The organism is Luteibacter sp. HA06, from assembly GCF_054061215.1.
Map to the genome: position 1 here is coordinate 1,965,708 of NZ_JBSSDZ010000001.1, position 22,804 is coordinate 1,988,511.

21 protein-coding genes are annotated in these 22,804 nt (G+C 61.8%); 6 read left to right on the forward strand and 15 right to left on the reverse strand.

The genetic code is table 11. From position 1 onward, the window contains the following. Positions 1–19: 19 nt before the first annotated feature. Positions 20–1,693, forward strand: a complete 1,674-nt coding sequence (locus tag ACVWWJ_RS09015; RefSeq protein WP_456967483.1) for a ShlB/FhaC/HecB family hemolysin secretion/activation protein — start codon at positions 20–22, stop codon at positions 1,691–1,693. Further along, positions 1,644–1,985 carry a hypothetical protein gene (locus tag ACVWWJ_RS09020; protein WP_456967484.1) on the forward strand — a complete coding sequence of 114 codons (342 nt, stop codon included), beginning with the start codon at positions 1,644–1,646 and terminating at the stop codon, positions 1,983–1,985. The genes ACVWWJ_RS09015 and ACVWWJ_RS09020 overlap by 50 nt, the downstream gene beginning before the upstream one ends. A gap of 62 nt (positions 1,986–2,047) precedes the next feature. Here ACVWWJ_RS09020 and ACVWWJ_RS09025 read toward each other — a convergent pair whose 3' ends face one another. The 6 genes from ACVWWJ_RS09025 to ACVWWJ_RS09050 form a co-directional block, all read right to left on the reverse strand. Next, the gene (locus ACVWWJ_RS09025; protein ID WP_456967485.1) at positions 2,048–2,770 is read right to left on the reverse strand and encodes a hypothetical protein; all 723 of its coding nucleotides are present in this window, start codon (positions 2,768–2,770) and stop codon (positions 2,048–2,050) included. A gap of 166 nt (positions 2,771–2,936) precedes the next feature. Then, positions 2,937–3,464, reverse strand: a complete 528-nt coding sequence (locus ACVWWJ_RS09030; RefSeq protein ID WP_456967486.1) for a hypothetical protein — start codon at positions 3,462–3,464, stop codon at positions 2,937–2,939. Positions 3,465–3,483: 19 nt separating this feature from the next. Then, entirely contained in the window at positions 3,484–4,050 is a 567-nt protein-coding gene (gene hxsA, locus ACVWWJ_RS09035; protein WP_456967487.1) for a His-Xaa-Ser repeat protein HxsA, read from the reverse strand. After that, a complete protein-coding gene (hxsC, locus tag ACVWWJ_RS09040) occupies positions 4,035–5,222 on the reverse strand; it encodes a His-Xaa-Ser system radical SAM maturase HxsC (protein WP_456967488.1) in 1,188 nt (395 codons plus the stop codon). Before hxsC ends, hxsA begins: the two co-directional genes overlap by 16 nt. Continuing rightward, positions 5,219–6,703 (reverse strand): His-Xaa-Ser system radical SAM maturase HxsB, encoded by a 1,485-nt coding sequence (gene hxsB / locus ACVWWJ_RS09045; RefSeq protein WP_456967489.1) that lies wholly within the window; start codon positions 6,701–6,703, stop codon positions 5,219–5,221. Before hxsB ends, hxsC begins: the two co-directional genes overlap by 4 nt. Then, the gene (locus ACVWWJ_RS09050; RefSeq protein WP_456967490.1) at positions 6,700–6,981 is read right to left on the reverse strand and encodes a hypothetical protein; all 282 of its coding nucleotides are present in this window, start codon (positions 6,979–6,981) and stop codon (positions 6,700–6,702) included. The genes hxsB and ACVWWJ_RS09050 overlap by 4 nt, the downstream gene beginning before the upstream one ends. A 207-nt stretch (positions 6,982–7,188) precedes the next feature. On the opposite strand from ACVWWJ_RS09050, the gene ACVWWJ_RS09055 reads away from it, so the two are divergent. The 3 genes from ACVWWJ_RS09055 to ACVWWJ_RS09065 all read left to right on the forward strand — a co-directional run bounded on the left by ACVWWJ_RS09055 (position 7,189) and on the right by ACVWWJ_RS09065 (position 11,207). After that, complete coding sequence (locus ACVWWJ_RS09055; protein WP_456967491.1) at positions 7,189–9,198, forward strand: hypothetical protein; 2,010 nt, start codon at positions 7,189–7,191, stop codon at positions 9,196–9,198. A gap of 267 nt (positions 9,199–9,465) precedes the next feature. Continuing rightward, on the forward strand, positions 9,466–10,311 hold the full coding sequence (locus tag ACVWWJ_RS09060) for an alpha/beta fold hydrolase (protein WP_456967492.1): 846 nt from the start codon (positions 9,466–9,468) through the stop codon (positions 10,309–10,311). A 209-nt stretch (positions 10,312–10,520) separates the two neighbouring features. Beyond that, complete coding sequence (locus ACVWWJ_RS09065; RefSeq protein ID WP_456967493.1) at positions 10,521–11,207, forward strand: hypothetical protein; 687 nt, start codon at positions 10,521–10,523, stop codon at positions 11,205–11,207. Here the strand turns inward: ACVWWJ_RS09065 and ACVWWJ_RS09070 are convergent. From ACVWWJ_RS09070 to ACVWWJ_RS09110, 9 genes are all read right to left on the reverse strand, one after another. Then, positions 11,204–11,689: a hypothetical protein gene (locus ACVWWJ_RS09070; RefSeq protein WP_456967494.1), complete on the reverse strand. Its 486-nt coding sequence runs from the start codon at positions 11,687–11,689 to the stop codon at positions 11,204–11,206. The two genes, ACVWWJ_RS09065 and ACVWWJ_RS09070, sit on opposite strands and share 4 nt — an antisense overlap. 199 nt (positions 11,690–11,888) lie before the next feature. After that, positions 11,889–13,553: an SGNH/GDSL hydrolase family protein gene (locus ACVWWJ_RS09075; RefSeq protein ID WP_456967495.1), complete on the reverse strand. Its 1,665-nt coding sequence runs from the start codon at positions 13,551–13,553 to the stop codon at positions 11,889–11,891. A gap of 87 nt (positions 13,554–13,640) precedes the next feature. After that, entirely contained in the window at positions 13,641–14,162 is a 522-nt protein-coding gene (locus ACVWWJ_RS09080; RefSeq protein WP_456967496.1) for an ankyrin repeat domain-containing protein, read from the reverse strand. Positions 14,163–14,348: 186 nt separating this feature from the next. Next, on the reverse strand, positions 14,349–15,866 hold the full coding sequence (locus ACVWWJ_RS09085; RefSeq protein WP_456969687.1) for a catalase: 1,518 nt from the start codon (positions 15,864–15,866) through the stop codon (positions 14,349–14,351). Positions 15,867–16,067: 201 nt separating this feature from the next. Next, positions 16,068–16,319 carry a hypothetical protein gene (locus ACVWWJ_RS09090; RefSeq protein ID WP_456967497.1) on the reverse strand — a complete coding sequence of 84 codons (252 nt, stop codon included), beginning with the start codon at positions 16,317–16,319 and terminating at the stop codon, positions 16,068–16,070. 159 nt (positions 16,320–16,478) lie between these two features. Continuing rightward, positions 16,479–18,098, reverse strand: a complete 1,620-nt coding sequence (locus tag ACVWWJ_RS09095) for a methyl-accepting chemotaxis protein (protein ID WP_456967499.1) — start codon at positions 18,096–18,098, stop codon at positions 16,479–16,481. 198 nt (positions 18,099–18,296) lie between these two features. Then, positions 18,297–19,286, reverse strand: a complete 990-nt coding sequence (locus ACVWWJ_RS09100) for an alpha/beta fold hydrolase (RefSeq protein WP_456969688.1) — start codon at positions 19,284–19,286, stop codon at positions 18,297–18,299. A 116-nt stretch (positions 19,287–19,402) separates the two neighbouring features. After that, positions 19,403–20,179 (reverse strand): alpha/beta fold hydrolase, encoded by a 777-nt coding sequence (locus ACVWWJ_RS09105; protein ID WP_456967500.1) that lies wholly within the window; start codon positions 20,177–20,179, stop codon positions 19,403–19,405. 217 nt (positions 20,180–20,396) lie between these two features. Next, complete coding sequence (locus ACVWWJ_RS09110; RefSeq protein ID WP_456967501.1) at positions 20,397–21,053, reverse strand: DUF7002 family protein; 657 nt, start codon at positions 21,051–21,053, stop codon at positions 20,397–20,399. A gap of 650 nt (positions 21,054–21,703) precedes the next feature. Between ACVWWJ_RS09110 and ACVWWJ_RS09115 the strand changes: the two genes are divergently transcribed. Continuing rightward, a complete protein-coding gene (locus ACVWWJ_RS09115) occupies positions 21,704–22,615 on the forward strand; it encodes a LysR substrate-binding domain-containing protein (protein WP_456967502.1) in 912 nt (303 codons plus the stop codon). Positions 22,616–22,804: the final 189 nt, after the last annotated feature.

A 22,804-nucleotide genomic window follows, 5' to 3' on the forward strand; every position in this document is an offset into this window, starting at 1 on the left:
TATCGGCTACCTGATGACCATGGCAAAACTTCCAACGCGCGCCGCGAACCTTCTTGGCGCTTGCATTCTCCTTGCACTGACTTCCACTGCGGCAGCCCAGGTGCGCCCGCCGCAAAGCGGTGACCTGCTGCGCCAGGTGCCGGTGGTGCCGCAGGCGCAAAAGGCCGATGACACAGGGCTCAAGCTCGCGGCGCCGACGCCTGTCGACCAGGGCGACAGCGCACCGTTCCACGTGACCACCATTGAGGTCACCGGCGCGACGCTGGTTCCTGCCGACCAGCTGCATGCGCTGGTCGCCTCCGGTGAGGGCAAGGACATGACGCTGCGGCAACTCAACGCACTGGCCGACCGTATTACGGCCGAGTACCGCGCCAAGGGTTATCCGCTCACGCTGGCCTACGTGCCCGCCCAGACGCTGAGCGGTGGCACGGTGCGGATTGCGGTCCAGGAAGCGCGCCTCGGCAAAGTGGTGCTCGAAAACCACAGCGCAACGCACGACGGCCCGCTCAAGGCCACCCTTGACCCGCTCACGAGCGGTGCACCGATAAGCTCGCATGGCTTTGACCGCAGCCTGCTGCTGCTGGGTGATATCCCGGGCGTGATGGAGACCTCCGCGCTTCGGCCTGGCGACGAGCCGGGTACGTCAGACCTTGCCGTCCGCACCGACGACCGTCCGCGCTACACAGGTCAGGTCGCACTCGACGACTACGGCAACCAGTACACCGGTCGCGCGCGTCTGACCGGCACGTTCAACGTGAATGGCCTGCTGCACCAGGGTGACGTGCTCGACGCCACGGCCCTTTCGGCGGGTTCGAACATGAACTACGGGCGGCTTGGCTATCGCTACTTGCTCAACGGGCAAGGCACGGTGGTCGGCGCCGCCGTCTCGGCACTCGATTACAAGCTCAAGGGCGACCTGCGTGTGCTCGACGCCCACGGCACGGCACAGGTTGCGAGCCTGTTTGTCAGCCAGCCATTCATCCGTTCAACCGATGGCAATCTCTATGGCCAGCTCGGTTACGACCGCCGCCACCTCAACGATTCGATTGACATCGTCGGCGTACGAACACTGCGCCATACCTACGGCTGGACCGCTACCCTGGCCGGCGACCAGCGCGACGCGCACGGTGTGACCAACTTCAATGTCGCAGCCACCTACGGTCTGCTTGGCTTCGACGACGCCTTTGCCGAGTTTGTAGATGCAATCAGTGCGCAGACGAAAGGGCACTACCTGAAATACACGCTCTCGGTGGCCCGTTTGCAGCAGCTCTCCGAAAACAACGCGGTCTACCTCGGATTCCAGGGCCAGTGGGCGAACAAGAACCTCGACACGGCCGAGCAGTTTTACCTGGGCGGCGCCAACAACGTGCGTGGGTACGACACCGGCGTGCTGGCCGGCTCACAGGGCCAGATGCTCAACCTCGAGATCCGCCGCACGCTGCACATCGGTATGCCGGGCAGCTGGACAGCGCTCGCCTTCGCCGATGCCGGTCGGGTGAGCCTTTACAAGGACCGCTTCGCACCTGGCACGAACAGTGCGCACATGCAGGACGTCGGTCTTGGTGTCCGCTGGCAGGGCGACGACCAGTGGTCGCTGAGCGCCGATGTGTCGCATCCGATTGGGGTACGTCCCGAACTCGCAGGTGAATCGCACGACACGCGTGCCTGGGTACAGATTCAGAAGGGCTTCTGAGACGGCGTTTATTATCCACCTGGACTGGGGGCGGTCCTGCGAGAGTGAGCGCTTCGAGGCGCGTTTCGGCCGGGCTCCCTTTGTCCTCGATGAAGCCACAGCTTTTGCGCTTATCAAGCGCAACCACGACGCGGCCAACGAGCGGTTTTCGACCCTGCGCGCGCTGTCTCGCTACCTTGCGAGCGTCGAGGCGTACAACACGCGAAACTTCGAGTCGATGGCGTCGTTGTTCGGGGTGTCTTTGGTGGCCATGGCAATCCGGCTCGAAGAGCTTGGCTTTGTCGCTCGATGAGCGGACTGCTTCGGCATGGCCGGCATCCCCGTGTGTCAGGGGCTGCTTGTACAGCACGCAAGTTAGCCACCGTGTTCGGCGATGCCCGTTGCGCTCAGGTCTCTCGCGAGATACCAGCGCTCGCTTTGTGCTGCCAGCCGTTCATTGAACTCGCGGGTCCGGCGACGGCTTGGCATTGCTGTCTCGCCGACCGGGACTAGGCACAGCACTGGGCTTATCGGAATAACGACGAGATGGCGATAGTTGTCGGTGACGACGAACTCGCGGTGGACAGCGACCGTCGTCTTCCACTTGATGGGCGGCACGCTGCCGAATGCCTGTCGGACGACCATGCCGCGTACAAGCCTATCCATGTCGTTTGGACCTGCGAACAAGAAGATGCCACCCATCTCTGCTTGCTCCCGGTGTTCCTCGCTTTCCTGCGAGTAATTCACGGAGGCTTGGTCGAACAAGGATGTCTGGTCGACTTTGTCATGGGCCATGCTTCTGGCACGAAGCAACGCGTGAAACCTTGAAGCCGTCTCATTTTGCGCTTCCGTCAAAACGCACTCGCCAGCGAGCGTGTCGGCAAGGCCTTGGAATTCAGCCTCTACCGGGCGCATGCCGATTTCTAGGTTGGAATCCCAGGCGCGCGTGACAATAAACTCGTCTTTCGTTGCAGCGCGCCGGAAACGCTTTCCTGCCTTGAAGCTGTAGAGGTCGACAGACTTCTTCGCTTCGTCGTAAAACCGCTTGATGCTCGCCGCCGGGAGGATGTGCTGTCTCTTCGGAACATTCAGGCCCATTGCGTGTCCGCCGTGCTGATGGTGTTGGGTGGTTTGAAAACGAATGCCGTTAACCCGAAGGCACGGCCCGTGTGGTGGCTGGTCTTCGCCGGTTTGCCAATGCTTACAGGCAAGGTGAGGAGACCCGCGCCGTGAGGAACGAGCCCTGCTCTCGCAGGCTGGTTGCTCAGCCCAGCACCCACGCCTCGGCGAGCGCGACATAGTCTTCGGACAGGACTGCAGGGGGATTGTCCGATGACTCGATGGCGTAGACCCAGGCAGAGACCAGGTTGTCTGCCATGGCAAGGTTGAGCACATGCGGTCGCAGGTTAGCCAGCTTGTTTTCGAGCGCCACTCGGGGCAACGCATACACCGCGTTGAGCGCGGTCGCGACGTGCGCCACGTGGTTGCGCGACACCCGGCCTGCGTCCAGCACAGCGAGCTGTTCGGCATTGACAACGCCACGTGTTTTGAGTTCCTCCAGCGCTTCGCCAATCATCACTGACTTCAGCATCTTCGGTGACCGGGCGATGGTGTCCAGGGCCTGTCCTGTGGCGCCTGAGTCGACCGCCGCCCTGATGCGGAGCACGCGGATGCAGTGGTCGAGTTTGCTTTCGACGCTCGCGGCCAGACACATCGTCCGTCCACAGACCAGCAGGTAGCGGTCGAGGAGGGCGGGTTCGGAAGGAGGTGCGTACGATACAGTCCAGGGCATGGTTCTTCCTTGTGGTGGGTCAGCGGCCGAGAAACACGCCAAGCGCGTTGAGCGTTTCTGTCGTCATCGTGCGGGTGCGCGGCAGGCCGTGGGCGACCTGGAATGTGCCAAGGGCTTCTTTGGTCTTCTCGTTGAAGATGCCGTCGATGGCGCCTGGGTTGTAACCCCGCGCAAACAGCGCCGCCTGGACCCGCATGATCATGGTCTTGAGCTGGTCGCCTGTTGCACGCGTCGTGGACGTCGCAGTCGTTGCCGGTGAGTAAACAGTCGCAGGAGCCGGCGCGGGAGCAGGGGCCGGAACCGGAGCTGAGTAAGCCGGCGTGTACGACGGCGTATAGGCCGGCGAAGTGTAGGACCCGCCGCTGCCGGAGCTGTGCGAAGCATGAGAGGCATGCGACGAGTGTGAGCTGTGGCTGGCGTACATGTTGCGCACGTTGACGTTCAAAGGGGCACTCATGGAGACGGCAAAGCCGCTGTCATGGACGGCGAGGTCCGTATACCGGGCTGTCGTGGTTGCCGTGTCATCGGCATGGACCCCCTGAACGACAGAAAGCAGGGCACCTGCGGCGGTCAATGACTTTTGCATGGTTCAGTTCCGTTGATGGGTCCGATGGCGCGACTGGTCCATGCACCGGTAGACCAGGCAAAGAAACCGCCGCACCGGGCGCGCAGCGCGCAGCCGTTGCAGGCGGGATGAAAGGTCTGTTTCCAGTCCGAAATGCTTTGGGCCGCAAAGGGACGCAGGTCTTCGGGCAACACACAGAGCGGCAGGTTGTACAGCGACACAGCCATCCCCCTGCGTGCGAGAAACAGGGTTGCTCGCGACAGCGCTGGTCCGAAGTCGACGGGGTCGACCCACAGCAGCTCATGGTGGGCCTTGGCAAAGCCCGTGGGTTCCAGGCCCATCAGGGCGATGTGGGACGCAAAGGGGAAAGCACGGTAGAGATAGTGCGCAATGGCTTCGATGCGCTCGACCACCGGCATGACCAGAACGACCCTGATTTCGATGGCTTGCCCGGCCGACCGCAGGGCATAGAGTCCGCGCACGGTCTCGGCAAATGCGCCCGCGCGCTGCACGATGTAGTCGTGTAAGCCGAAGTGGTCGCCGTATAGCGGCACGCCCCAGCTCAGGCGGGGATGAAGACCTGCGAAGCGGCCGGCGAAACCTTCTTCTGAAAACGTGCGTCCGTTGGACAACACGTGAATGTCGGTACCCGGAAGAACGCGTGATGCGTGGCTTATAACATCGACGAGGCCGTCACCAAGCAAGGTCGGCTCACCCCCGGTGATGGTCAGCAAGGGCGCATCCCGGTCGACGAGGTCGACGAGATCCTTCATGGCCTTCGGACGCCAATGGTCGGCTACTTCGCGCGGTGGCTGGGAACACATCAGGCAAAAGGAATTGCAGCGCTCTGTGGCAAAGAGGATGTTGCCGCGTGCGCCACGCTGGTAGCGGCGCGCAACCCTGGCGGTCGTGGGCGCCACCTCGATGACGTCACCTTCGGCAAGTGCCACATCGAGATGCCGCGTGGCAATCCAGGGCAGATGCGCGTCTTTCATCGGCGCGTCTGTCAGCACACCGGCGAAGGGCAATGTCGACAGACTCCGGAGGTGAGGGTGCACAGCCGGGTCGCGTGCGTCCAGAACAAGCCGTTCCGGTGGAATGACCCCGGAAGCAAATTGGGCAAGCCCTGCGACCTTGTACAGTCCCGCTGTCCAGCCGGCCATCTCGCTACGGCCATCGAGGCGCGCACTCATGCCGCGTCTTCCAGAACGGCCGGGCGCGAAAGGCCCCAGCCTTCAAGCATGTCTTTCATGGCATCGCTGCCCGTCTCCAGTTGCTCGACAAACAAATCGAACAGGCCCATCTGTCGGGTGCAGAACGGACTCGTCGGTCGGTGCCCGATGGTGTCTTGTTGCCGCGCGTAATGGTCGACGGGGTCTGCGCCGCAAAGGGGCACGTAAGCACAATCGGAACAGGTTGGGAGCGTTTCAGCGACACCCGCCCGCATGATGCGGGCCATGGCCGGAGAGGCCATCCATGTCTCCACGGTATCGTTGACGGTGCCGAGGGCAAAGGACGCGTCCCCCATGGCTGCCAGCATCCGGGCTTCATCGGAGGGATAGACCCGTCCGTCAAAATCGTACACCACGGCGCCAAGGCCGGCCCCGGTTGGGGACCGCAAATCCACGTACCCGTGCGAGAACGGCGTCATCAACTGGGACAAGAGCAGCTGCCCGTAGGTCTCGACCATCGCAAAGCCGCCCTGGTTGACGGTCAACAGATGGTCGAGTGCCGTCCGGTAAAAGCGCACGAAGTCCGCCATCGGGTACCCACTGCGATCTTTTGTCTTGATGGCAAACCCATACGGGCTCAGCGGACGCAAGGAAATGAGATGGAAGCCGTGCTTTTTGTACTCGTCGATGATGGCGACCGGATGGTCCAGGCTTTTCCGGGTCAGGGTGGTCAACGCCGAGACGGCGTCGTCCCCGAGTATCCGGCGGCCGCGGTCGATGCCTTCGACAGTTCGCCGGTGTGAATCCTTCTCCGGACGTGGCCGGTTGGCGTTGTGCAACCAGTCGGGCCCGTCGAGCGACGTCGACAAAGCGAAGTCGTGTTCTTTCATGAAGGCCAGTTGGTCCGCGGTCAAATCATGCAGGGTCGAGGCGATGACAAAGCGCAGGCGGCGGCCTTCCGTCTTGTTGCGTTCAACGATGGCGGTCGTGAGCGCGCGGACACGGTCGAAATTCAGCAGCGGTTCCCCGCCCTGGAACTCGATGGTCAGGTCTTTCGATGGCCACTCAAACAGGCGCTCGACGGCCATGGCGCCCGCACGGCCACCCATGTCAAACGAACTGTCTCCGACGGGACGACGCGACACCTGGCAATACGTGCACGTGTGATGGCAGCGGAGGGAAACGACGAAGATGTGCAGCCTTGGACCACTGGCGAGATAGCCTTTCCTCGTCCGCATCTGGCTGATGAGGGGAGCGAGGCTGCTCCGGTCAGCATTGCCGATGACAAGGAACCGGCCAAGTGCGTCGGCAACGATTGGATGCGAGGGATCGAGGGTGCCCCGGATCAGTTGCTCCAGCTCACTGTGGTCGCACGTCATCCAGTCACCAGCGAGATTGCTCACGAGGACGCGACTGCGATCAAACGGCAGGCGGCGAAAGCGAAAGGGCAGCAGGGCATAACCCTCGCCCCCCTCGAACGCGCTGGGCTCCCGGAACTTCATGGTCCGCTGACAGGGGCGAACGCGGCGGCAACGAGGCTTTCGTGCATGGCGCGAGTGCGATCATGTACGGATTCCCGCAGCGCTTCATCAATGACCGCGTCATGGAGCGCGGCTAGGACGTCCGGAGCAGTGTCCGTTCGCGGCGTCAGCGTCACCGTGGCTGTTTCGGCGGTGCGGTCGATGTTGCCCGAATGGGTTGCCGAGAAACGGTGCACCGCCTTGATAACCGCCATCGGCGGGTAGAGGCGAAGATCGAATGAGGCTGTGACGGCGTCCATGGCGTCCCTGTCTTTCGTGGATATGAAACGTATATCGGCGTCGATGCGTGGAAACTTGAGTTTTTTGCCGTCTCTTTTTCGGATAAATGTTATTCGGTGGCCGCCGTTATTCTAACTCTTGTGCAAGCGGCTATCGTGTATCCCCTGTGCGACGGGGTTGAGTCCCGCAGACGACCAAATCCGAATTCCCATCAGGCGAAAAACAAGATGTCCGACGAGACTCCCGCTTCACCGACCGTGCCAGACCTCAGCGGGTTCAGGCGTCTCGTCGAGCAGACAGACCCGATTGCCGTCGTCGGTGAGGAGGAGCGGGACCGGCAGATCTCCGACTGTTTCCCGCGAGACCTCGGCCACGAAATCGTGGTCGGCCTGCGGGATATTGAAGCGAACCTTGCAGTCCGCCTCATCTGTGACGACGTGGCAATGGAGCCCCACGGAGAGACCGCCAAGCGACTCCGGATAGCGCTCCACAAGCATCGAGGCGCTGCTGGCGCAAAACTGGACTGGAGCCGGGCGGTCGGACTTGCTTCTGGCACGGGCATTGGAGCGGAAATCGCTGATCAGATGGCGCGGCGTGATGAGCGGTGGGTGCCACTGGCGGCCGGCGTCAGCCTGCTTCGCAAGCATGGATACACTGTGCGCCTGCCGGCCGAAGGCGGCATCGTTCTTCCCGAAGCAGAAAAGCAGCGCTTGTGGGGCGAGATACGCCTGTTTGCCAAGCGATACGCGGGCAGGCTTACCCGCAGCATGGCGGCAGGCATGGCCAATCATTACTCGTCGTTTTCGGGCCGCTTTCGCGTCGGCCGGGGCGGCATGACGGTCGACCCTGCGCCGAAGCCGAATCTCCCGTTCTCCTACATCTACCATCTCGCCCTCAGCCATACGGGCCAGCGGCCCGGGCCGCCGCCATCAGAGGCCGAGTTCATGCGAACCATGGACCTGGTGAAGGGCTTTATGGCGCTCGAGGACCTGACCCTGCCATTGCTGGACATTCATTTCGGATGGCTCAACGACCTCCCGGCCCAGTCCAGAAAATCGGCCATGTTCGATGCCGCCTTCATTCCGGCGCAGGCCAAGGCGAGTCACGCGAAGACATATCTGGACATCTTCTTCGCTGACCCGGTGCTCGGTGCGCTGAAGGACGCGAAGACCGGACGGACAGGTGCGCAGGTGGGCCGGGTTGCCCTGGCACTTTTGGACCTCGCTGACCGCCGTCCGCCCGGAGCAATGGTTTCCATCGACCACGCTCTTGCTGCCTCGCTTACCGGGATGCCCGGTATTCGCGGCCTCGCATTTTTGCGCGCAGTCTTCGCCCACGACCATGCGCCAAACCAGAAACTGGGTCTGCCACCCAGGGACTCCGACATTGATGCGGCCTTCCGGCCATTTGTTGACGAGGGAACCGGACTGCTCATGCAGCCGGCCCCCCTGGCTGCGCGTGCGACGGTCAACGCAGCGATCCAATGGCTTCGCGAGCGTCGCCCGGAACGTTTCGACGATGACGTCATCGGGGCGAAGCTCGAATTGCTCGTCCGCTCGAGGCTGGCGGCGAGCTCCATCGACGTGCTCCATGGTCACTACAAGGCGGGGAAGGACGAAGGGGAGTGTGACGCGCTCATCGAGACGGAAAAGGCGCTCATCTTTCTCGAGCTCAAGTCAAAAATGCTGCAGCGTGAGGGACGGGCGGGCGACGACGTCACGCTGCTCGCCGATTTGGGACAGGCGGTTGTCAGGCCACTCGCCCAGGCGATGGGACATCATGCCTTTCTTGTGAAACATGGAAAAATGGTCATCGCCGGTGGCGACAGCGAACACGTTGTCGAGCTCAAGGGGCGAGATGTGTACAAGGTTGCACTGTCGCGCGGCGAGCTGGCAAGTCTGGGTGATATGGCATTCTTGCGCCGCTTTCTCCTGGCCGGCTGCGTCGCCGAGTTCACGCCAAGGAGCGAAGCCCAAAAGGGGAAGCTCAAGGATCTTGGAAAATACTTCAAGCGCTTTCGGAAGGCAGCTGAAGGCGCCGGTGATTTTCATCCACAGCGCGCGACAGTTTTCTCAACCTGTTCAACACTGTCTGCATTCCAGTTCCTGATGCTCCTCGAAAACGTCAATGATGCAGACGGCTTTGCCGAGGCACTCGCACGCACAGGGCGCATGATGACGCCAGAACGCGACTTCTATACAACCTATGAGTTCCTGACAACGAAACTGCACCGCTAAAAGTGTATGCCCGGGGAACGACAAGGAGGTGCATGCCGACCATCTCACCTTTGAACAGGCGGGCTCAGCGTTGCGGCTGCTATTTTCATGCGGAAGCGCACGGATCCGATGTCGGCAACTGCATGATGGCAAGGACGCTCGGCGTGAAAAACGGAGGGATGACAGGTATCATCAAAAAGTGGACCACAGAGCGCATGGACGCCGGTTCACCGACGTCACTCACGAATGGAGGTCGGTGGAAAAACACCTTCGCAAGCGGAGAATCCCATGGCAAAAAGCCGGTTCCAGACCCTGTCACAGGTCAAGGTCCACTACCTCGAGGAAGGAGACGGCGATGTTGTCGTCTTGCTCCACGGATGGCCGCATACCTCGCACACCTGGCGCCACGTCATGCCGCGGCTTTCGCCGCATTACCGCGTCATTGCACCGGACCTGCGTGGCCTGGGCGACACATCCCGTCCCGCCGACGGCTATGACAATGCAGCGGTCGCCGGGGACGTGCTCGAGCTGCTCACCGTACTCGGCGTTGAGCTCTTCAGCCTTGTGGGCCATGACTGGGGTGGTCCGGTGGCGTTCGCCGCGACCCTGCTTGCGCGCGAGCGCGTTCAAAAACTGGTTCTCGTTGATTCAGTTCTCGCCGGAGACGGCCGCCAGGCGGGGAGCGGGCAGGGCGGCGCCCGGTGGCACCACCTGTTTCACCGCACGCCCCACCTGCCTGAAGCGCTGACCCAGGGCAGGGAAGCGGTTTACCTCTCCTGGTTTTACGATGAGTATGCCGAACGCGCCGGAGCGGTGGGGGCTGCGGATCTTGCCGAGTACGTCCGCTGCTATTCCCAGCCCGGCGCCATGAAAGCCGGGTTCGAGTATTACCGGACACTTGAGACGTCCGCTGCGTTTGTCGAAGGCCAAATAGAACGGGGTGGAAAGCCAACGCTTCCGGTCCTCAGTATTGCGGGTGGCTCGGGAAGAGGGCGTTCTGGTGAAGCGGCCGAGAGCATCAGCCGGCTGGTGACCAGCCTCGAATCGGTGGTCATCGAAGACTGCGGGCACCTGGTTCCTGAGGAAGCGCCGCGAGAGCTCAGCGAGGCGATCCTTGCGTTCCTTTCGCGTTGAACAAACGACATGCGAAAGCAGTTGCGCGGCTCATACAGGCGCGAGCGTCGGGCGCGGCTTGAAGATCCCGTGCAGAAAGCCAGTGCGAGCAGAAAGATGCCCGACCGCAAATGACGGTCCGCTCCCGGAAGTGCCGCTGCAGCGACATGTTGTCCAGTTGACGATGGGCGTTGCGCTGGGACGATGAATGTCCCCAAGGTGAGTTCCTCATGTCGCCGGCAACCGATCCACGCTTTATCCCGCTTGCAGAAGAACCCCGCAATGTCGACCCGTTGATGCCAGACGCGCGCGCCGCCGATGGTCGGGCGACGTTGCGCCGGCCGATGACCGCACCGGAGCTTGCAGGGTATCTGGCGGTGGCGGACTACCGCCTCGCGCCGGCCACGGACGAGATTCGCCGGCGAACGCCGGGCACGGCGTGGATTTGTTGGTGGAACATCGTATCCGGTATGCCGTTGCATGGATCCCTTCGGGAAGCCCCAAGCCTGGGATGCATGGAGGCGCAATGGCGGGAAGCGTTCGCACTGAAGGTTTTCATCGATGATGTGAGACGGGAGGTCAGGCGCGCACTCCGCGACGGGCGCGTCGAAGTCCTCGACGCCACTCGCGCCTGGCTCTTGGGGGAGCCGGTCGACCCGACGCTGGTGCCAGACGTGCTGTTGCGTTACTCCCGTCTGTCGCTGGCGGTGCCCCGGTCGTTCCCACCCAGGGAGTATGAGCGGCTGTCACCAGCCCAGTGGAGGCGAGGAGCAATCCTCTACCGTCGCTGTCTGCGGCAGCGGAGGCGCGGAGAAAACCTTCTGGACCAAGCCCGTGATCTGGTCGAGGTCGAGGAGCGTCGACGACTGCGTGCAGTGGCAGACGCTCCGGATGTGCGAAAGAGACGCTACCTTTAGACTTTCGGGCCGCCGGGGTCTTTGGTGCGCGCCACAGGTGGTACAAGCGCCGAGGCTCGCCTGTTTCTGAGCCGGCTTGCAGTTCCTCCAACCGAGATGGCAGGGGTGGGAAGACCGTTTGCGCTGGCGATGACCGCGACCGATTCCGCCGAGTCCGCACGGCGCATGCTTTCGCCACGCAACAGGTTTTCGAGGGCGACCTCCCGGCTTTGAAGCTGCGCGAGGTGTGCAAGCTGCTTGGCCGATTCAAGCTCCGCGACAGCTTTCAGGTAACCGATTGCCTCACTTTCCTCCCGGAAGGATCGGCCGATATACCTCGTCGAATTGCTGATGCGCACTGCAAACAAAAGCAGCGCGTCGCGCACATGACGCTTTGGATCGGTTACATCTGGTACGAAGACATCGAAGACATCGGCAACGAGATGTGGCAGACCGGGCAAGGAGAGCGGTGGCAGCTTGCTGGGGACAGCGATGGATTCCATAGTTTCATTTCCGAAGGTCAACGACGGGCGCCAGCACAAATCGACGCGGGCAGGGTGCTCGTAGTCCGCATGTTCCCTGGCTGCGGGGCGACTCAGCCATGCCGTTGGCGATTGGACAGGCTGTACCGGTAACGCATGCCTGTGCGCATGCGCAGGACGGACGGGGCAAAAGGCGGGCTGCGTCCCGCCCCTCATTCATTCAGTGTCCCTGGGTTCCCGAACTCCAGACCGGCTTGTCGAGTCCGTAGATGACAAGGTTGCCATCGTTTTGCATGAACATCCGCGCAGGCGACGTGACCGGGGAGTTCGACTGCCAAAGAGGCTCACCGAGCATGCCGCGCAAGACCAGATTGCCGTTTTGATTGAGTGACAGCAGTGCAGCGTCTGAACCGGCTGTGTTTGTGGCTATCAACGTTTGGTCGCCCATCTTGACCGACACATTGCCGTCCTGACCGAGGAGCAGTGAAAAGCGGCCATCACAAGACACCAGGGGGTTGCCCGGAGTGAGCCCTTCGCCCTGGTTCATCACGCCACAGCCGGACGGCGCCACAATGGGACCGAGGTCCGGCGGCGGGAAGAAGGCGAGATTGACGGCGTCGGCCATGGCCTGATATCCGGCATCACTGGGATGGAGGTGATCGCCAGAATCAAAGGCAGGGAGAAGTCGGGTCGGATGGCTTGGGTCTTTCAACACCGTCTCGAAATCGACCAGTCCGTCGCACCCGCTGTCTTCGCTTCGGAAAAATGCGTTGACCGCCTCCCGTTTCGTCTCCGCTTCCGGCGTGTACAAGGGATAACCCTCGATGGGACTCAAGGTCGCACACATGAACTTCACGTCGCGGAAATGGGTGTGGTCAATCAGGCTCTGATAAGCCGCAATCACGTTTGGCGCAGTGGCTTCGGAGCCGCCATTCAAAAAGTCGTTGAGCGGCAGATCTGAAAAAATGATCCACCGGACGCCGGCCTGCGACAGCGCATCCCGGTCAAATCGCTTGATGGCACTTTGGTCGCCGGTGCCGTCGGTAAACAGGTTGTTGCCGCTGATGCCTTGGTTGAGAATGCCGAGGCCCGGCGCACTGGCGGTCGCGCGCACCGCGAGATCATTGGACCAGCGCTTGTTCGCATTCGGGGTCGATTGGTATCCATCCACACCCGACGCCCCGAAGGCGACGACACTGCCCCGCAAGTTCGCACCCTGCACGTCAAGGTTGGTCAGAAAGTAATAATCCCCGTCTTCCGTGGCACTGATGGTCGCTGAGCCAGCAACGTCGCCGTCGGCGACGTACTTGGACTGGTTGCTGAAGCTGTGGCCGGTGTTGACGTGTGTCGACAGTGGCACGTAAAAGCTCACCACGACATCGGACACTGCGGGAACCGTGAACGATGCCGCATCACTGGTGATGAATTGCCCAGGCGCCAACGTCACGGAGGGCAGTCCGTTGAAGGTCAGGCGTGTGTCAGTCGGAGACTGGACTGCAGACCCATCCGCCCTCAGGGCGACGTGAACATCATCAAGCGTCAGCGGTCCGTCGCCGAAGAGGTTGGAAAAATGGGCCCTGACCGTGCTCCCGGCAACGCTGGTGTGCACAATTTCCCGCAACGTCTTTCCACCGTAATCGATGGGATTCATCTTTTGCGGCGCAACTGACCAGGTGCCAACCCAGGGCAAGTTTTCGGTGACCGCAAAAGCGGGTCCGCCGAGCAGGCACATGGCGAGGGCCGCAGCGCCCCTGGCCATCTGTCTCGAAAAAGGGGAGGGCTTCATCGGCGTCACTTTTGGATTATGGATGCCATATAAAATAATCCGTACAGTCGTTTGCGGTGTGTGAATTGGATCACGCGTACATAAATCTGACGTTTGCACGCGGTGCCGTCATCCATGCTGCTTTGCGCTCGTTGGTAATGGCGCATTTCAGACGCATATCGCGCAGACATTGCGTGCGCAACATTTCTAGTGGAAGGCCGGTCCGCGTACGGAACCGGTCGGCGAAACCGCTTCGATTGCGCGCATGGCGTCCGGGTTGTTTTGCTTTTGGGCAACGCGATAGGGCGTGTCTCCCTGCCTGTCGACATGCCTTGGATTTGCGCCGCGTTCGACAAGCCGTCTTATGAAGTCCAACCGTCCGAACATGACCGCAAAGGACAAGGCGGTTTCACCGGCGTTGTTCATTTGGTCGATGGGGCAGGAGGTCGACAACAAGTGGTCTGCGATGTCGAGCTCGCCTTTGTAAAGTGCGCCCATCAGCGCAGTGTTGCCGTTCTTGTCGCCAGCACAGGCATTCGCCCCCCGGTCGAGCAGGTACTGAAGTGCGACAGGCTGGTCGTCATAAGCGGCGAGGATGACGGCGGTGTATCCCGCCGAGGTCTGCGCATCGATGGGATAGCCGGCATCGAGAAGCGCAGCAAGGATATCCGTGCGCCCGGCCCTTGCCGCGTCAAACCACTCAGCGTCGTAGGTGTGGGCGTCGACCATTCGCGAGGTGGTCACGGCAGGCCCATCGCCGCGGATGGCCAGACGCAGCCTCGGGGACATTACCCATGCGCCGATGAGAACGATGACGACCACGAGAGGCGCCCAGCGCGAGGGCGAAAACAGAGAAGAGGGCTTTTTCATGGTGAAAGACACCGGAGATGACTCCGGTGTCTTCGCTTTCCTTGTTTAGTCTTGAAGCGCATCGGACATCGTTTTGACCTTGGCAAGGTCGCCATGAACAGCCTTGGTCAGTCGTTCGCCGTAGTCGTGGTCGGCCCGGTAGAAGTAAGACAGCATGCGATAGAGGTTGTCTTGCGTGCGGACGTGCACCAAATCGCTGCTCAGTGCTCTGACGAGCTCCGACTTGTCTTGCGCCGTCAGCGACCGGTAGTACTCGCCGGCCTGGAAGAAGTTGCGGGGCTTGGACGTCGCCTGCTGCTGGGTGGTGCCGTTCAGAGGCATGCGTACGCTCTTGGCGGCCGGGTCCTCGGCGATTTCGTGGATGCCGGAAGGTTCATAATTCGTCTCTCCCTTGCGACCGCTCGCGTTCATCGCCCCGTCCTGGTCTTCGTTGTGGACGTCGACAACTGGACGGTTGATGGGCAGGGAGTTGTAGTTGGCGCCAATGCGGTACATCTGCGTGTCGGCGTAAGCAAACAGGCGGCCCTGCAGCATGCGGTCTTCGGACGGTTCGATGCCCGGCACGAGACGGGAGGGCGCAAACGCCGATTCTTCGGTCGACTCGAAGTAGTTGTCCGGCACGCGGTTAAGGGTCATGGTACCGACTTTGCGTTCCGGTACCCCGGTCCAGACCTTGGTGTCGTCCAGCGCATCAAAGTCGAACTTCGAAGCCACTTCCTCAGGCGTGAGCACCTGGACGTACAGGTCCCACTTCGGCGCGTCGCCGCGCTTGATGGCGCCGTAGAGGTCGTTCGTCATCAGGTTCCAGTCCTTGCCGATGCTCGGACCGATTTCGTTGGGGTGGAAGCCGTGGATGCCCTGAAGGCTCTTCCAATGGAATTTGACGTAGTGGACCTCCCCTGCGGCGTTGACGAACTTGAAGGCGTGTACGCCGAAACCGTCCATGTGACGGTACGAGTCCGGCATGCCTTCGACCGTGTACAGGTGCGTCAGCATGTTCGTCGCTTCGGGCGTGTGCGCGAAGAAGTCAAAAGCCAGTTCCTGGTCCTGGACACCGGTTTCCGCGCTCGGCTTGTTGGCGTGGACGAAGTCGGGAAACTTGATGGCGTCGCGGATGAAGAAAATGGGCCAGTTGATGCCGACCATGTCCCAGTTGCCGTCTTTCGTGTAGAACTTGATGGCGAATCCGCGCGGGTCACGTGCCTGCTCGGGCGAGCCGCGATAGCCCATGACGGTCGAAAAGCGCACAAAGACCGGGGTTGACGTGCCAGGGTTGAATACCTTGGCGCGCGTGAGATCCGACACGTCTCCCGTCGGCGTAAATGTGCCGAATGCGCCGGTCCCGCGCGCGTGGACGACACGCTCGGGAATCCGCTCGCGGTCGAAACGCTGGAGCTTCTCGACCAGATGCGCGTCCTGGAGCAAGACCGGCCCGGCCGGGCCTGCGGTTTGCGAATTTTGGTTGTCACCGACCGGAGCACCGCCATCGGTGGTCAGGTGAGTTTCCTGGGCGACTGCTGCGCCGACGAATGTCGTGGCCAGCGCAAACGCAAGCCGACCCATCACTTTCTTCTTCAAATGTCTCTTCCTGGCAAACGCACCCTGCTGGTGCCCGCGCGAATGGTGCGGGCGTCCGCAAAAACACGCCAATCGTTCCTCGCTATGGTCTCGATAGCGAAAACGAATGCATCGCTTCGCACGTCTTTTGACATCTGGAGATTCGCCAGGTGACGCGTCTGGTCGGTGTCGGAAGACATGCAGCGGTCAGGGCGGGTTGGGTCCTTCGGTCCACCGTCGCCCTACGCACTCTCTTTCCACGAGGGACGCGAGATCACACAGTGCGACGCCGTAACGACCATCCGGCGTCGACGCAACAGGGCCCAGCAGGTGTACGAGCGTCTTGACCTGGTCTTCAAGGTCGCTCAGGCCAAGGCCGCACTCCTGGATGTCCATCAATAGAAGGTGCGCGCGAAAACGCAGCTCGTCGATGTCGCCCTCAATGGCCGCCTCACTCATTGCAACAGCGTTGAGGAGGAGGTGCGATTGGACGGTGGAAGAGTGCTGGGGTGGGGTCGACACGCCATGTGGGTTCATGATGGGGCTCGCGCGAGGTGGAGAGGGCAGCCGGGAACCGGTGTCTTGAAAAGCGCAGACCGTTCCTCGCTTTTTAAGGGGTCAGAATTCCGCCCACTCAGAAGCAACTCGTCGCCCCAGTTCAACCTGGGCCGGGGCTGGCGTTTTCTTTTCCGGGGGAGATGCAGTGTTGTCGCCCAGCCGGAAGAACTGGACGCGCCGGAGGAGCTCGGAAGCCAGGTCTGAAGCGGTCTTGCTTGCAGCGCTTGCTTCTTCGACCAGGGTCGCGTTTTGTTGGGTCACTTCGTCGAGTGCAACGACGGCATTGTTGACCTGGCCGATGCCGACAGATTGCTCGCTGGAAGCAGCAGCGATGGTGCTGATGACGTCGTTGACGCTCTGGGCGTCACGGGCAATGGCGCCCAGCGCGTCGGCGGTTCTGGCAACGAGCGTGCTGCCGGCACCGACCTTGTCGAGCGTGTCACCGATGAGGGCCTTGATGTCCTTGGCTGCGGCTGCACTTCGTCCGGCGAGCGCGCGAACTTCACTTGCCACGACCGCAAACCCTCGTCCCTGGTCGCCAGCGCGGGCTGCCTCGACGGCCGCATTGAGAGCGAGCAGGTTGGTCTGGAACGCGATTTCGTCGATTAGGACAATGATTTCGCCGATGCGTTCGCTCGCCCCGGAGATTTCCAACATGGCGTTTGATGCTTCAGACGATACCGATTGGCCGTGTGTGGAACTGTCGAGGACGCGCCGGGCCATCTTGCTCGCTTCATTCGCACCGTTTGCGTTTTGTTCGACCGTCGCCGACAGTTCCTCCATGGATGCTGCCGTCTCCTCCAGCGAGCTCGCCTGTTCCTGGGTGCGCTGGGAAAGGTCGTCGATGCCCCGCGCAATCTCGGTCGCTGTGCCGCCGAGCTCGACGGCGATATCGCGAATGGACGCCACAGTGCTGCTCAACTGGTCATCCATCCCGGACAGGGCGCGAAGGGTGTCGGCGAGCTCATCGGTCCCATCCACGGGGACCTTATTGTTGAGTTGCCCGCCGTGGATGGACATGGCGAGGCCACGCGCCTTCTCAAGCGGCCGGATGACTGCACGCGTCAGGAGAAATCCCACAACGGCGAGGAGGAGAAAGCTCACCGCGACAATGGCGGTGCACGCCTCCTCTGTCTTCGAATAATGCCGGGTAGCGTCGTCGAAGGAGGCTTTCGCCTGCTCTTCGTTCATCCGCACCAGCGCATCGATTGAATTGGCCGCCTTGCCGACAGCATCGATTGTCCGGGCGATGTGCATGGATCGGGCTTGTTCGACCTTGCCCTCATCGAGAAGGGTCGCTTCGTCGAGCGCCAGGGCAAAAGCGGTTTTCCTCTGTGCGATATAAAGGTCCGAAAGCATCTGCTCACCCCGGGAACTGACGCGGGCGGGATAGTAGTTCGCCCACGATGCTGCCTCGGTGGCGGCAGCAGCCTTTACCTGGCTGGAAAATCCTCGCCGCGTCGTGTCGATGAGTCCCCGGTCGAGCAACAGGCCCGTGTCCAGCAGGGGCTGTCGCGCGTTGACGATGGCCGTTACGGCCAGCAGGTTGTCGTTGTAAATCGATTGGGCGGACCCGAACGTGCTCCTGACCCCAAGCAGGCCAGAGATGCCCACGGCGACCGTCGCAATCATGGTGATAACCATGGTCGCGACAATCCTCATTCGTACGGTCAAGCGCATGCGGCCCCCTCTGGGCGTCCTGGTTTGGTGGAAAGAAAAACAGTCATGGGACTCTGTCGCATGATGGAAATGCGGTAGCGACTGGCCCCGAATATGGCTTCGTCGCCAATGGAAGGAAGGCGCCCGGCGTCATAACCCGTCCCGTCACCGGCAAGCCGCCGGGACGGGAAGCATCAGCGGGCGATCTTGCCGCGCGGGTTAGCTCCGGACGAATGCCAGCAAGTCGGCATTGAACCGGTCAGGCTGTGTCTGGGCAAGGCCGTGCGGGGCACCCGCGTAGACTTTCAGAGTCCCGTTCTTGACAAGCTTGACCGCCAGCTTTGCCGCATCGCTGATGGGCACAATCTGGTCGTCGTCTCCATGAATGAAAAGAACCGGTACATCGATTTTCTTCAGGTCCTCGGTGAAGTCGACTTCCGAAAATTCCCGGATGCAGTCGTATTGTCCCTTGAGGCCGCCTTGCATGCCCATGAGCCAGAACGACTCACGCAAACCTTCGGAAACTTTGGCGCCTGGGCGGTTGAAACCGTAAAACGGCATCGTCAGGTCCTTGTAAAACTGCGAACGGTCTTCCCAGACACCCTTGCGGATCCCGTCAAACACGGACTTGTCGAGGCCACCCGGATTGGCGGGCGTCTTGAGCATCAGGGGCGGCACCGCACCGACAAGGACGACCTTCTTGACACGGCTCGTGCCATGACGACCAATGTAGTGGGCAACCTCACCGCCACCGGTCGAATGGCCCGCCAGGATGACATCGTGCAAATCCAGCGTCTCGATGAGCGTGGCCAGATCGTCGGCGTACTGGTCCATGGTGTTGCCGTCGAACGTCTGCGTCGAACGGCCATGGCTGCGACGGTCATGAGCAATGGCGCGGTAGCCGTTTTGTGCCATGAACATCAGCTGCTGGTCCCAGGCGTCTGCCGACAACGGCCACCCATGGGAAAAGACCACGGGTTGACCCTTGCCCCAGTCCTTGAAGAAAATCTGCGCGCCGTCGGCCGCAGGGACAGACGTGCGAACCGGGCCCCCCGCTGGCCTGACGGGAAGGTGAGGAGTAGGGTGCGGCGGCGACGCGGCACTGACAACGGAGGCAACCACCATCGCGGCGGTCGCAGTGGCTGCGCCTTTGATGATGCGCCGACGTTGCGGCTGGATCGGGGCCGCAGGCTGCTCTGGTTCTTTCATGATGGGCGCCTTCACTGCTGTTTGGCTGGATGCCTGGATCGGAATGGTCCACCTGGCAGCGGAGATGTCCGGCCGTCTGCAAGCACGGCCGGGCATGTCAGTGGCAGACGGGACTTTTAGTTCGTCGCGTTCGCCGCATCTTCAATGAGGCTGGCCACCTGCTTGGGGTGGGAAACCATGACAACGTGTGAGGCGCCGTTGACCACGACGGTCTTTTTGGACTTGGCGCGCTCAGCGAGCCAGGCGAGCGCGGCAGGCGGAATGTTCCTGTCGGCGCTGCCATAGATGTGCCAAGACGGGATATGCGTCCACGCAGGCGTCGTCTCCGCCTCATTGAGGGCCGCATCGGTGATGGGACGCTGGCCAGCAGCCATCGCCGCAGCGTCTTTCAGCGGGACGTCAGCTGCAAACTGTGCGGGGAACTTGTCTTGCTGGATATAGAGATCGTTTCCGCCCGTAACGAGCGGTACGGGAGGAGCCAGTGTGGGCCCAAGCGTGCTGCCGGGAAACTTGCCCGACAGGCCGGCAGCAGTTTCGCCTTCGGCTGCGGCAAAGGCCGAAACGAAAACGAGCGCTTTGACATTGCTCTCGCCCTCGGCCGCTTCACTGATGACCGAGCCACCGTAAGAGTGACCGACCAGAACGACGGGCTTGTGAATGCTGTGGACGATACCGGCAACGTAAGCGGCGTCGGTCTTTACGCTGCGAAGAGGATTTGCCGCTGCAACAACTGTGTAACCGTCAAGGTGCAGCTGGTTGATGACCCCGTTCCAGCTGGAGGAGTCTGCAAAGGCCCCGTGGACCAAAACGATTGTGGGCTTGTCTGCGGCGAAAGCGGAGCCAGCGAGGCCGAGTGCAGCGACGAGTGCGGACTTGATGAGGGCGTGGCGCATGGGAGTGTCCTTTTGGAATGGAAAGAATGGACGCGGTAAATATGTCGACCGTCATCCTGTAGCGCTAGAGACCGGACCTGGCCACCCGAGCTTTCAAGGTATTTACGCCAGCCGTCGCTTTCACGCTTGCCTCCATTCACGTCCCTGTCTTTTTTCGCACGGGGATTTGCCGCAGGTGGCAGCAGGTCGCGGGCTGTGGGTACATCCGTCACTGGCGCTAGGCAGCGATTCGCCGGATCACCGTGCCCCCCCGCATCCGAAGTACATCAACGACGTGCTGCGCGATATCGGGCACCCCATGTTCGACGGCCGCTTCCAGCACGCGCTTTCGCGGCCGTCCCGTTTGAAAAACGGGGTAGCGGGAGATGGGCTGGAAGAGCAAGGCGTCGCGAGCCCGGATGATGGGGACGGTGGACCCGGATTCGATGTGTGAGAGCATGATGTCATCGGGGTGAGCGAAGACGAGGCTCGCCGTACTGACCACCAGGACATCGTGTTCCGTGCCGCGCTGCTGGAACGTCCGAAGAGACCTGTACATGGACTCCCAGGATGCCCAGAAAAATACTTTGGCGTTCATCGTCCGGTACCAGTCTTCCGGCGCAAGCCCAGTCCCGAACAAGGCGGCCTGGAGACGTTCTGGCGGCATCGTCTTTTGGTCCCGCAAGACAATATCGGTGGGATGGCCGGGGAAAATCGACATGGATTCGCTCCGGTGCATCGACTCAAAGCGCGCACGCGCCGTCCCCAGAATGCCGAAATGATCCAGAGCGGCGCTCGCACTCAGGAGGCCTCGGGAAGCGATGCTCGGCCACGCATCCGCGCGCGCGACGTGGTAGAGCTCTGGATGGTGACGGATGAAGTCCTCAGCGCGCATGCGTCTGATCCCCGCTGGAAGCCCGTGGTAAATCCATGACAAAGCCTGTCTGCCAAAAGTTGGCAGCGTCTCCGATTCGCGGGCAATGTTCGCCATGGCCGGGCCGATAAGAGTTATTCACGGCAAGGGCGTTTGACAGACCACTTCGGCGCGCAAGGCCCGGGGATGGCTTGCGGGCGGCCGGCGAAAGGGCTGGAGGCATTGGTGCGTCGAGGGTCCCGGGACGAAGACCGCTTGCCGCGCTTGCCAGCGAATGGGCGCGTCCATGACGGCGACCCGATTGGGAATTACTGTTTTGCCGCGCCAGAACGGCGTTCGTCCTTGACAATGACATGACGACCGCAATGCCATGGTCACTGCGGGCTCGTCGGGTTGGCAGTTTCCCGCTTGGCTGCGGCGTAATCGCTAACGGGCCCAGACCTGGACGCTTGCCCGAGGGCAACAAGCCTCCGCGCAGATGGTCCGGGAAGAAGTCCTGTGCCGAACGGGGCTCCCTCGCGGTGGCGCGCCTGGACGGCCACGGCTTGCACGCCCGCGTCGCAGCGGGCGCGCAGAGTAGGGTCGTCCCGTGAAAGTCGCGCCTGCGGAAGGACGCCTATAATGGGGCTGCGCGCGCCGCACCCTGGTTGCCGCTTCCTGGACACAGCACGATGGATTCAGACACGCTCGAAAACATGCAGCTGTTCCTTCGGGTTGCCGACACGGGCAGCTTCTCTCGCGGGGCGCGGGGGATGGGGCTGTCCCAGTCGACGGCCAGCCGCAACATATCGAGGATGGAAGCACGCCTCGGGGCGCAGCTTCTTCGCCGTACGACCCGGGGCATGAGCCTCACTGAGGCAGGCCAGGAGTATTACGAGGCCATCTTGCGATTGATGGCGGGAATTGATGCTGCGGAGGCCGGGTTCACTGGTGCACTCGCAGGACCGTCCGGGCTGTTGCGCGTCGCACTTTCGGCCGCCCTAGGCCGCGCTTACATTCTCAGACATCTCGATGAATTCCTCGACCTGTATCCTGACGTCGACATTGAGTTCGAGATAGCCGAGCGGCGGGTCGATCTGGTCGCCGAAGGCATCGATGTCGCAATTCGTGTCGGTGCAGTGGTCGACTCGAAGCTCGTGGCCCGTCAGCTCGGCACCACCGGTTGCGTGACGGTCGCCACCCCCGGTTACATCTTCGAATACGGCACTCCCAGACACCCCATGCAGGTCCGGGACATGCCCTGCGTGGTCTTCACGTCCGACGGGGGCGCGCATCCCTGGCGGTTCGAGGGTGCTGAGGAGGATTTTTCCATCCCGGCAAAGGCGGTGCTGCGAACGAACGATGCCGAGCAGATCCGCAGTGCTGTCCTGGGGGGAATTGGCATGGGGCAGGGTCCGGCTTATCTCTACGCTGACGCGCTGGCATCTGGCGAGCTTGTCGAGGTGCTCGGGGAATTTGCAGCCCAGCCAGCGCCCATTACCGCCGTGTCTCCAGCTGGGCGAAAAGCGCCCAGACGTGTTCAGGTGTTCGTGGACTTCGTCGCCGAGAAGTTCGGTGCCAACGCGTGTGGTGCAGCTGGATAGGCGCCTGCCCCTGGTCGCCCCAATGGTTCCATCCACGTTACATGCTCTACAGACACAACGGCACCTGCCTGATGCAGGACATCAAATGATAACGACACGCATGCCACGGATACGGACGGTCAGGGGATATATTTCGTATCTCGTCCAGCTCCGATGGTCCAGAACCATGCACACGTCGCTTGAGTCTTC

Excerpts from the sequence above, each read along its gene's own strand:
- ACVWWJ_RS09015 (WP_456967483.1), top strand. The coding sequence starts at position 20 with ATGGCAAAACTTCCAACGCGCGCCGCGAACCTTCTTGGCGCTTGCATT.
- ACVWWJ_RS09025 (WP_456967485.1), bottom strand. The coding sequence starts at position 2,770 with ATGGGCCTGAATGTTCCGAAGAGACAGCACATCCTCCCGGCGGCGAGC.
- ACVWWJ_RS09030 (WP_456967486.1), bottom strand. The coding sequence starts at position 3,464 with ATGCCCTGGACTGTATCGTACGCACCTCCTTCCGAACCCGCCCTCCTC.
- hxsA (WP_456967487.1), bottom strand. The coding sequence starts at position 4,050 with ATGCAAAAGTCATTGACCGCCGCAGGTGCCCTGCTTTCTGTCGTTCAG.
- hxsC (WP_456967488.1), bottom strand. The coding sequence starts at position 5,222 with ATGAGTGCGCGCCTCGATGGCCGTAGCGAGATGGCCGGCTGGACAGCG.
- hxsB (WP_456967489.1), bottom strand. The coding sequence starts at position 6,703 with ATGAAGTTCCGGGAGCCCAGCGCGTTCGAGGGGGGCGAGGGTTATGCC.
- ACVWWJ_RS09050 (WP_456967490.1), bottom strand. The coding sequence starts at position 6,981 with ATGGACGCCGTCACAGCCTCATTCGATCTTCGCCTCTACCCGCCGATG.
- ACVWWJ_RS09055 (WP_456967491.1), top strand. The coding sequence starts at position 7,189 with ATGTCCGACGAGACTCCCGCTTCACCGACCGTGCCAGACCTCAGCGGG.
- ACVWWJ_RS09060 (WP_456967492.1), top strand. The coding sequence starts at position 9,466 with ATGGCAAAAAGCCGGTTCCAGACCCTGTCACAGGTCAAGGTCCACTAC.
- ACVWWJ_RS09065 (WP_456967493.1), top strand. The coding sequence starts at position 10,521 with ATGTCGCCGGCAACCGATCCACGCTTTATCCCGCTTGCAGAAGAACCC.
- ACVWWJ_RS09070 (WP_456967494.1), bottom strand. The coding sequence starts at position 11,689 with ATGGAATCCATCGCTGTCCCCAGCAAGCTGCCACCGCTCTCCTTGCCC.
- ACVWWJ_RS09080 (WP_456967496.1), bottom strand. The coding sequence starts at position 14,162 with ATGGTCGACGCCCACACCTACGACGCTGAGTGGTTTGACGCGGCAAGG.
- ACVWWJ_RS09085 (WP_456969687.1), bottom strand. The coding sequence starts at position 15,866 with ATGGGTCGGCTTGCGTTTGCGCTGGCCACGACATTCGTCGGCGCAGCA.
- ACVWWJ_RS09090 (WP_456967497.1), bottom strand. The coding sequence starts at position 16,319 with ATGAGTGAGGCGGCCATTGAGGGCGACATCGACGAGCTGCGTTTTCGC.
- ACVWWJ_RS09095 (WP_456967499.1), bottom strand. The coding sequence starts at position 18,098 with ATGCGCTTGACCGTACGAATGAGGATTGTCGCGACCATGGTTATCACC.
- ACVWWJ_RS09100 (WP_456969688.1), bottom strand. The coding sequence starts at position 19,286 with ATGAAAGAACCAGAGCAGCCTGCGGCCCCGATCCAGCCGCAACGTCGG.
- ACVWWJ_RS09105 (WP_456967500.1), bottom strand. The coding sequence starts at position 20,179 with ATGCGCCACGCCCTCATCAAGTCCGCACTCGTCGCTGCACTCGGCCTC.
- ACVWWJ_RS09110 (WP_456967501.1), bottom strand. The coding sequence starts at position 21,053 with ATGCGCGCTGAGGACTTCATCCGTCACCATCCAGAGCTCTACCACGTC.
- ACVWWJ_RS09115 (WP_456967502.1), top strand. The coding sequence starts at position 21,704 with ATGGATTCAGACACGCTCGAAAACATGCAGCTGTTCCTTCGGGTTGCC.